Here is a 7,499-nt window from a genome sequence, read left to right as displayed (position 1 = left end):
GTGTCGTAGTCGTTGCCGAAGATGTTCAGATGGTCCCGCCGCCCGGCGGCGGTCTGGGAGATGAAGGGCATCAGGTTGTTGGGGATGCCCCGGGGATCCTCGCCGATGCGGCCGCTGGGATGGGCGCCCACGGGATTGAAATATCTCAGGAGCCCGATGGAAAAGCTGTCGTCGGACACGTAGAGGTCCTTCAGGATATACTCTATCATCAGCTTGGTGCGGCCGTAGGGATTGGTGGCGGACAGGGGGAAGTCCTCCCTGATAGGCACGGAGGCCGGCTCGCCGTACACAGTGGCCGACGAGCTGAACACCAGGGTCCTCACTCCGAACTTCTTCATGGCCTTTACCAGATTCAGGGTGCTGCCCAGATTGTTCTCATAATACTCTATGGGCTTTGCCACGCTCTCGCCCACGGCCTTGAAGCCCGCAAAATGGATGACCGCGTCAAAGCCGCCGGCGGCAACTATGTCCGTCAGAGCATCGTAGTCCAGCAGGTCCGACCGGAAAAAGTCAAAGTCCTTTCCGGTGATCTGCCTGATGCGGTCCACCGCCACCGCGTCGGAATTGGACAGATCGTCTATGATGGCTATCTCATGGCCGGCCTCCAGCAGCAGCACCGAGGTGTGGCTGCCTATATAGCCGGCTCCGCCCGTAACAAGGATCTTCATTGGCATATCTCCTCTTGTAAATACATAATAATTGTATCACAAAAAGGACTTTGATATCAAACGCAGCCCCGGCTACAGGCTCCCCCGTCTCTCCGGACGGGGGAGCCGCAGGCAAGGACGGGCTGCAGGCAGGGATTTACGGTTTTTCCCGGAACATGGTAAAATAGAATGGATAGAGGAGAAATGCCATGTCTCACACATTTACCCCCCGTGCCGGGTCCGGGCCGGTCCCCGGGGGCGGCCGGGTGACCGGCAGGAACGCAGGTCCGGCGCAGGCGCCGGACCCCGCGGCGGCGTCCGGGGCGCAGGGAGGTGCCGGCGTTGCTTGTTAAGTGGCTGACACTGCAGACCGCATCGATACTCTGCGGCTTTGTGATCGATCTCTTTGTCGGCGACCCTCACGGGCTGCCGCACCCGGTGGTCGCCATGGGCAAACTGATTGCCTTTTTTGACAAAAGGCTGCGCCGCGGGGACAGCTGCGAAAAAGACCTTTTCCGCGGCGTCATCACCGTCGCGGGAGTGGCCGCTGTTTCCACGCTGACGCCGGCGCTGCTGCTATTGTGGCTGTGGCGCGTCAGCCCTGCGGCCTGGTTCGTCCTCCACACGGTCATGTGCTGGCAGCTGCCGGCCGCCGGGCAGCTGTACCGCGAGGCCGGCAAGGTGCGCCGGGCGCTGGCAGCGGGCGACACCGAGGCCGCGCGCCGGGCGGTATCCATGATAGTAGGGAGAGACACCGAGGCGCTGGATGCCGGAGGCATCTGCCGGGCGGCAGTGGAAACCGTGGCCGAAAACACCAATGACGGAGTGATCGCGCCGCTCATTTGGATGTTTTTCTTTGGCGCTGCCGGCGGCTTCTTTTACAAATCCGTCAACACCATGGATTCTATGCTGGGATACAAAAATCAAAAGTATCTTTATTTCGGCAGAGCTGCGGCCAGGCTGGACGACCTGGTCAACTACGTCCCGGCGCGGCTGTCGGCGCTCCTGATGGCAGCGTGCTGTCCCCTGTGCGGGCTGGACGCCAAAAATGCCCTGCGCATATTTTGCCGGGACCGATACAAGCACGCCAGCCCCAATGCGGGGCAGACGGAATCCGTGTGCGCGGGAGCGCTGGGCGTCCGGCTGGCAGGCGATGCGGTCTATGGAGGCAAAATATGCAAAAAAGAGTATATAGGCGACCCGTTGCGCGACATCGAGCCGCATGATATCGGGCGGGCGTGCCGGCTGATGCTTGGGGCATCGTTGTTGATGCTGCTTGCCGGCGCGCTGCTGGAATATACGGTGATATTATGCTTGCGGTGATATTATGCTTGTAGATCAAAAGAGTCCCCACGGCGGAGACGTCTATACTCATGAAAAAGTCCTGGACTTTTCGTCGAACGTCAATCCGGCAGGCATGCCCCCGCCGGTGCGCCGGGCGCTGGCCGCGGCCATAGACCGGTGCGCGCAGTATCCCGACCCCTATTGCCGCAAGCTGCGGCAAAAGGCAGCGGCCGCGGCGGGCGTTGGCGAGGAGCAGCTCCTGTTCGGCAACGGCGCTTCGGAGCTGATATATTCTTTTGCCTACGCCCTGTCCCGGGAAAAACCGGCGCTCGTTGTCGCGCCGGCGTTTTGCGAATATGCGGCGGCCTTACAGGCGGCAGGCTGTGACACGGAATACTATGTCACCGGGCCCGGGTCCGGCTTTGCCCTTGACGAAGGTTTTTTGGAGACCGATCTTTCAGGCTGCAGCGCCGTGTTTCTCTGCTCCCCCTCCAACCCTGCCGGCGCGTTGACCGACCCGCCGATAGTCCTCGGCCTTCTGAAAACAGGCGCGCGGGTGCTGCTGGACGTCAGCTTTTTGGAGCTGACGGAGCAGCCTCACTGCTATCCCCTTGCCGAATGGGTGGAAGCCTATCCCGGCCTGGTAGTTCTGCGCGCCTTTACCAAAAGCTACGCCATGGCAGGCGTGCGCCTGGGCTGCGCCATGTGCTCCGACGAAGCCTTTCTCCGCAGGATGTCCCGGGCCGCCCAGTGCTGGAACGTGTCGGTTTTGGCCCAGGAGGCCGGCGCCGCTGCCCTGGATTGCGGCGGGTGGCTGGCAGCCTCGGCAGAGCAGCTGCACGCCGAAAAACGCCGCTTTCTGCAGGGATTGGGCAGGCTGAACGTGACTGTCTTCCCTTCCGCTGCAAATTACATACTGCTTTATTCCCCGGCGGACGTCTATGAGCCTCTGCTGAAAAAAGGCATTCTGGTGCGTGATTGCTCCGACTATATCGGCTTGGGCAAGGGGTATTATCGCATAGCCGTGCGCACGGCTCCGGAGAATGACCGTCTGCTGGCAGCGCTCTCGGAAATACTGGCGTGAAGAACGCTGCCGCCGCAAAAAGAGGCTCCCCCGTCTGTCCGGACGGGGGAGCCCCGGGCGGGCGGCAGTCCTTATCTGCCCCGCTTGTCATAGTCTTCCTTCAGCTCGGCGTCAAAATCAGCCAGATCCTCGTCATCCCTCATTCTTCTCACCCCTTCGCTCATGGCGCACATGACCAATTTGGCGCCCTTGTCATCCGCTACGAAGTTGTTGGAGCGGGAGATGCCCCTCTTTTCGGCTTCCTCCTCCGCGCTGATATTGGCTCCCAGGAACACGAACTCCCAGCCCTTGCGGGTCTGCTTTTTCACCAGCTCCCGGATATCCCGGGTGGTATAATCCGTGCTGGCGTTTTCCATACCGTCGGTCATCACAAAAAACAGCACCTTTTCGCCCTCCTCCGTCAGCTTGGCGAGGGTGGTGACGGTCTTGCCCATGGCGTCGTTGAGAGCCGTGCAGCCGTCGGGGGCATAGCTTTTGCCGTCCAGGGGAGCCACCTTGTCCGCCGGCGTCCGGACCTCCGGAAAGCTGATATCGTCGCTGAACACGCAGACGGTGAATAAGACCTCCGGGTCGCCGTGCTCCTCCAGCACCCGGTTGAAGCCCTTGATCACTTCGTCCTTCATGGGATACATGGAGCCGCTCCTGTCTATCACAAAAGCCACGTTTAACTTTTTTACTGTTTTCATACGATCCCTCCGAAAATAGTGTTTTGCGGAACAGCCGGCGCTGCGGCCGGCTCCTCCATTATTGATTATACCGCCCCTGTCCGGCCTGCGGGTCGCCAAACTGGGGACAAACCGCGGGGACCGGCCGGGCCTGCGGGAAGGAAGGGCAGACAAAAGGCATATGTGTCGGGCGTTTGACACCCGGAGCAGATATGTGTTATTATATATTAGAATATATTTTATCTTCTCTCGCAGGCATAGTCATTCTGACAGAGCGCAAGGAGGCGATATGGCAGACGAAAAAAAGCTGTTGCTCGACAACAGAGACCTGAGCTGGATCAAATTCAACAGCCGAGTGCTGGAGGAAGCGGAGGACGCTTCGGTACCGCTCCTGGAAAGGCTGAATTTTCTCTCTATATACTGCAGCAATACAGACGAGTTCTGCAAGGTGCGCATAGGCAAGCTGCACCACGCCGTGCTCAACGACGTCAAGGGCAAGGCTTATGACAAGCAGAACAACGCCGGCAACGTCCTCGACAAGGTGTACAAGGAAGCCCAGCGGGCCCAGCTGAGGGCCGACAAGGACTTCCGGGAGGTGATGACGCTGCTCGGCGAGGGAGAATGCCCCGTCCGTCACCTGAAGCCCGAAGAGCTGACCGAGGCAGACAAGGCGTTTTTGAGGGACTATTTCAGAGAGGCCCTCTCTCCCATTCTGGAGCCCATGTTTCTGGACAGGCGCCAGCCCTTCCCTCTCTACGGCTGCAAGGACATCATAGCGGGCTGCATCATCACCAAAAAGAAGACCGCCAGGTCGGTGGGCCTCGTCCGGGTACCCTCCGACGCCGAAAGAGTGGTGTTTTTGCCCTCCGACAAGGGCCTGAGGTATATGCTGTGCGAGGAAGTGGTCCTGCTCTTCCTCCCGGTCATATTCGGCGAATGGCAGATAGAAAGCAGCGGCCTCTTTGCCATGCTGGAAAATGCGGACATATCCGAAAACGCCTCGCTGTATCCCTGTGAGGACAGTCCCCGGGTCGTCATGGAAAAGATACTTGCGCGCCGGGACCTGCAGGCCCCCGCGGTGGTCAAGCTCTGCGGCAGCGACAGCGACCTGCTGGGCATATGGCTCCAGAAGGCTCTGTATCTGGACGACGGCAGGCTGGCAAAGCGGGAGATGCCCCTCAACATCAAATATATCGGCAGCCTGAAGGACAGACTGCCGGCCGAGCGGGTCGCCGCCCTCACCTATCCAAAGCAGCCCCCCACGGTCCCTGCCTGGGCGGAGGGCTCCCTCATCGACAAAGCGCTGGAGCAGGACAGGCTCCTGGTGTATCCCTACAACGACGTGGAGGTATTCGTCCGGTTCGTGGAAGAAGTCGCTTCCAGCCCCAGAGTAAAGGCTGTGAGCATCACCCTCTACAGAGTGGCCAAACAGTCCCGGATAGCCGAGGCCCTGATGGCGGCTGCCAAAGCCGGCAAACAGGTGACCGTCATGGTAGAGCTGAGAGCCCGCTTTGACGAGGCCAACAACATCTACTGGGCAAAGCGGCTGGAGGAAGCCGGCTGCCGGGTGCTGTACGGCGTGCCCGAATACAAGGTCCACTCAAAGGTGCTGCTGATAGAGCTGGGAGGCGAAGAGGAAGGCAAATACATCATGCAGTTCGGCACGGGCAATTACAACGAGGTCACCTCGCGCATATACACCGACTGTTCGCTGCTGACCTCCGATCCGGAGCTGGCAGAGGATGCCCTGGCCTTCTTTGAATCCCTCGACAGGCAAAAGTTTATGGACAGGTCCCGGGCTCTGCTGGTAGCCCCCGTGATCATGAAAAGATCGTTGATGAAGCTGGTGTATGACGAGACCGAAAAGGCCAAGAAGGGCCAGCCGGCCCGTATCTGGCTCAAGATGAATTCCATCTCGGACAAGGAGCTCATCACCAGGCTCATAGACGCCTCCAGAGCCGGAGTGGACGTGCGCCTGTGCGTCAGGGGCATAGCCTGCCTGCTCCCCGGCGCCAACGGCGACGACATAGAGCTGCGGAGCATAGTGGGCCGGTATCTGGAGCACGCCAGGATATACGTCTTCGGAGCGGACAGCAGCGCGGCAGTCTATATATCGTCGGCTGATTTTATGTCCCGCAACACCGAAAAGCGCATAGAGGTGGCGGCTCCCGTCAGGGATCCCGTCCTGAAGGAAAAGGTCGTCAGGCTCATGGAGCTGACCTTTGCCGACAACGTGAAGGCCCGCATCCTGCAGGCTGACGGCAAATACACCCGCCGGCCCCCCGAAGGCGCCAGGATCGTCAGCCAGGACGAGCTGTTCGGACTGTAGCGCCCGGTGAACGCCTTATGAAATACCTGCTTTTCTCCCTGATAGGCCTGTTGTGGCTGGGCTCGGCAGGCTTTGCCGCCGACCTGGTCAGCTACACCAAGCTTTCCATGGACGCCTTCAAAAGCGGCTGGTATCACTCCTATGACGGAGCCCCGGCCGCGACCGGCGTGCTGAAGGCCGGCGGCTGCACGGTGAGCTACACCGTGCCCCGGAGCCCCAGGGCCTACGATATGGTGCCCATCACCTACACCATCACCCGGCCGGCGCAAAAGAGGCGCGTCATGGTGGAAAGCACGGCCTTTGAAGACGTGGAGAGAGCCCGGCACAAGCCCCTCTACGACCTGGCCTGCCCGGGCGACCTCAGGGTAAAGCTGGAATATCTGGGCAGCATGAGCACCGATTTTGACGTCAGCAAATATCCCTGGCTGCAGCCGGATCCGGCGGACTGCGAGCCCGTGACGAGCATGCCTCTCATCGAGGCTCCCCTTGTCCGCTCCGGCACCGTGCAGAAAAACGGTCAGATCTGGTTCAGGTTCCGCCTCACCAACACCGGGGACACCATTCTGGACCCGGAGGGCTTCGGCTCGGCCCAGTTCATGCCCTCCGTCATGAAATACGACCCGGAGGGCAACGCTCTCTGGGAAAAAGCCGCCCAGCCCGTCAATTTGTTTGAAAGGCATCTGGGTTATATTTATCCCGGCGAGACCTACGAGTTCTGGGTGCAGTTCGCCACGCGGCTGGATCCGGGCGACTACGTCATATCCCTTTACTACGGCTACCGCAACGAAAAGACCTACGACTACTGGACCAACGTGTGGTCGGCCATGGCCTTCGCCCTTCTGAAGGTCAATATCACCATAGCCGAAGAGGCAGCCCAAACCCCCGTCATCAGCGAGTTTCAGCTGATCGACAAGAGCGAGAAGATGCCCGGCTACGTGAGCAGCTTCGAAGAATTCATGACCTCCTTCGACTACTTTGAGCCGGCGGAGCGCTCTGTCCGGGAGACCCGGGTGCAGTATCTGCAGATCGCCCCCTGGACCAGGCATATAGCCCTGAAGCTGATCCTCACGGACCCGAAGCAGATGGCTGCGGCCTATATCCCCGTCAACACTCAGACGGACCACCTGAAGATAGACTACAATCCGGACAATGAGATGGTGGTAGTGGAAGACGGCGTGGAAGAGCCGGCCTTCGTGGCCCAGGCCATGCCGGGCATGAGGGCCAACTACCAGCTGGGTCCCGACGCCAATGAGCGCATGCTGAAGGAAGCCCTGGACATGAAGGAGATGGGAGTCAACCTGATCTCCAACACGGCGGGCGGCTGGTGGCGCAATGACTTCAATCACCGTTTCAACGTGTCGGGCATGGCCTACCGCTACTGGTACGAATACTGCGTGCGGCAGGCGGGGCTGAAGACCCTGGCCTGCAGCGTGTATCCCGGCACCAACGGCGGCTCCTTCCAGACCTCGGAGTTTTACAAGGGCAACAAG

The 7,499-nt window shown here is 60.1% G+C and carries 6 protein-coding genes; 4 read left to right on the top strand and 2 right to left on the bottom strand.

What is annotated here, in order from left to right; all coding sequences use genetic code 11:
* On the bottom strand, window positions 1–668 hold a 668-nt coding region (gene galE / locus IK083_07670; GenBank protein MBR4749429.1), incomplete at its 3' end, for a UDP-glucose 4-epimerase GalE.
* Between the two features lie 342 nt (window positions 669–1,010).
* Here galE and cobD point away from each other — a divergent pair.
* Window positions 1,011–1,970: a cobalamin biosynthesis protein CobD gene (cobD, locus tag IK083_07665; GenBank protein MBR4749428.1), complete on the top strand. Its 960-nt coding sequence runs from the start codon at window positions 1,011–1,013 to the stop codon at window positions 1,968–1,970.
* A 4-nt stretch (window positions 1,971–1,974) separates the two neighbouring features.
* Window positions 1,975–3,015, top strand: coding sequence for an aminotransferase class I/II-fold pyridoxal phosphate-dependent enzyme (locus IK083_07660; GenBank protein ID MBR4749427.1), 1,041 nt, complete (start codon window positions 1,975–1,977; stop codon window positions 3,013–3,015).
* 71 nt (window positions 3,016–3,086) lie between these two features.
* On the opposite strand, the gene IK083_07655 is transcribed toward IK083_07660, so the two are convergent.
* On the bottom strand, window positions 3,087–3,701 hold the full coding sequence (locus IK083_07655; GenBank protein ID MBR4749426.1) for a VWA domain-containing protein: 615 nt from the start codon (window positions 3,699–3,701) through the stop codon (window positions 3,087–3,089).
* 268 nt (window positions 3,702–3,969) lie between these two features.
* Between IK083_07655 and ppk1 the strand changes: the two genes are divergently transcribed.
* Complete coding sequence (gene ppk1, locus IK083_07650; GenBank protein ID MBR4749425.1) at window positions 3,970–6,009, top strand: polyphosphate kinase 1; 2,040 nt, start codon at window positions 3,970–3,972, stop codon at window positions 6,007–6,009.
* Window positions 6,010–6,026: 17 nt separating this feature from the next.
* The coding region (locus IK083_07645; protein ID MBR4749424.1) for a hypothetical protein at window positions 6,027–7,499 on the top strand (1,473 nt) is incomplete at its 3' end.

The sequence above is a fragment of the Abditibacteriota bacterium genome, assembly GCA_017552965.1.
Lineage (GTDB): Bacteria > Armatimonadota > UBA5829 > UBA5829 > UBA5829 > RGIG7931.
Note: the sequence above shows the minus strand (reverse complement) of the source record. Positions and strands in the feature narration are given on the sequence as shown.